We start from the raw sequence: 1,103 nt of genomic DNA, 5'->3' as shown, positions 1-1,103 counted from the left end.
CCTCCTGGATCGGCAGCGCGTCCATGTCCGCGCGGATCGCCAGCGTCGGCCCCGGACGCCCGCCCTCGATGACGCCGAGCACGCCCGTGCCGCCTACGCCCGTCCGTGGCGCGATGCCCATGCGCTCCAGCTCCGCCGCCACGATGCGCGCCGTCCGCACCTCCTCGAAGCCCAGTTCGGGATGGGCGTGCAAGTCGCGGCGGATCTTGATGAGGCGGGGTTCCAGCGCGGCCGCATGCTCGCGGATGCGCGCTTCGGGGTCGTTGACGATCATGGAGGTTCCCGGAGGGGTGATGCTGCGATGCAACCATCCTCTGCGGCGCATTCCCGCCTGTCCAGGGTGCTTGCTCCGGCTAAGGCCGTGTGCGATAGCCGATATCCAAGAATGTCTGCCGAGCAGACAAAGTTCGGCCGTGTTTGGGAGTTACGATGTTCCAGGGAGTGCGTCGCCGCGCGGTACTCGGGGGCAGCCTCGCGCTGCCGACCCTTGCGCGCGCGCAATCGCCCTGGCCCTCGCAACCTATCCGCYTCGTSGTGCCCTTCGCGCCCGGCGGCACCACCGACCTGATCGCGCGCCTCATCGCCACGCCGCTGCAGGAGAAGCTGGGACAGCCGATCATCGTCGAGAACCGGCCCGGCGCCGGCGCGACCGTCGGCAGCCAGGTCGTCGCGCAGGCCGCGCCGGATGGATACACCCTCGTGCTGTCCAATATCGCGAGCCACGCCATCTCGCCGGCGCTCTATGGCAACGTGCGGTACGACGCCGTGCGCGATTTCAGCCACATCGCGCTGCTGACGCAGAATCCTTCGGTCTTCGTGGCAAATCCGCGCGCGGGCATCGCCGATCTCGCGGGCCTCGCGCGGCTGCATCGCGAGCGCGGGCTCGATATGGCCAGCAGCGGCTCCGGCTCGTCCAACCATCTGCTGATCGTGAAGATGGGCCAGATCCTGGGGCGCGAGATCAACCACATTCCCTTCCGCGGGGCGGGCCCGGCGATGACGGCCGTAATCGGCGGCCAGGTGCCGCTGATGAGCGACAGCCTGCCCTCGGCCGCGGCGCATATCCGGCAGGGCAGCGTCAAGGCGATCGCCATGAGCAGCGC

Annotated in this window: 1 protein-coding gene and 1 pseudogene; one reads left to right on the top strand and one right to left on the bottom strand. The window is 69.4% G+C overall.

What is annotated here, in order from left to right; all coding sequences use genetic code 11:
* Positions 1-274 (bottom strand): annotated as a pseudogene (locus AC1DWF_RS32330) (M20 metallopeptidase family protein); the annotation flags it as partial.
* A 155-nt stretch (positions 275-429) separates the two neighbouring features.
* Here AC1DWF_RS32330 and AC1DWF_RS32325 point away from each other — a divergent pair.
* Positions 430-1,103: Bug family tripartite tricarboxylate transporter substrate binding protein (locus AC1DWF_RS32325; RefSeq protein WP_476842608.1), on the top strand; the 674-nt coding region annotated here is incomplete at its 3' end.

This window comes from Aminobacter sp. P4_D5, from assembly GCF_056401815.1.
Note: the sequence above shows the minus strand (reverse complement) of the source record. Positions and strands in the feature narration are given on the sequence as shown.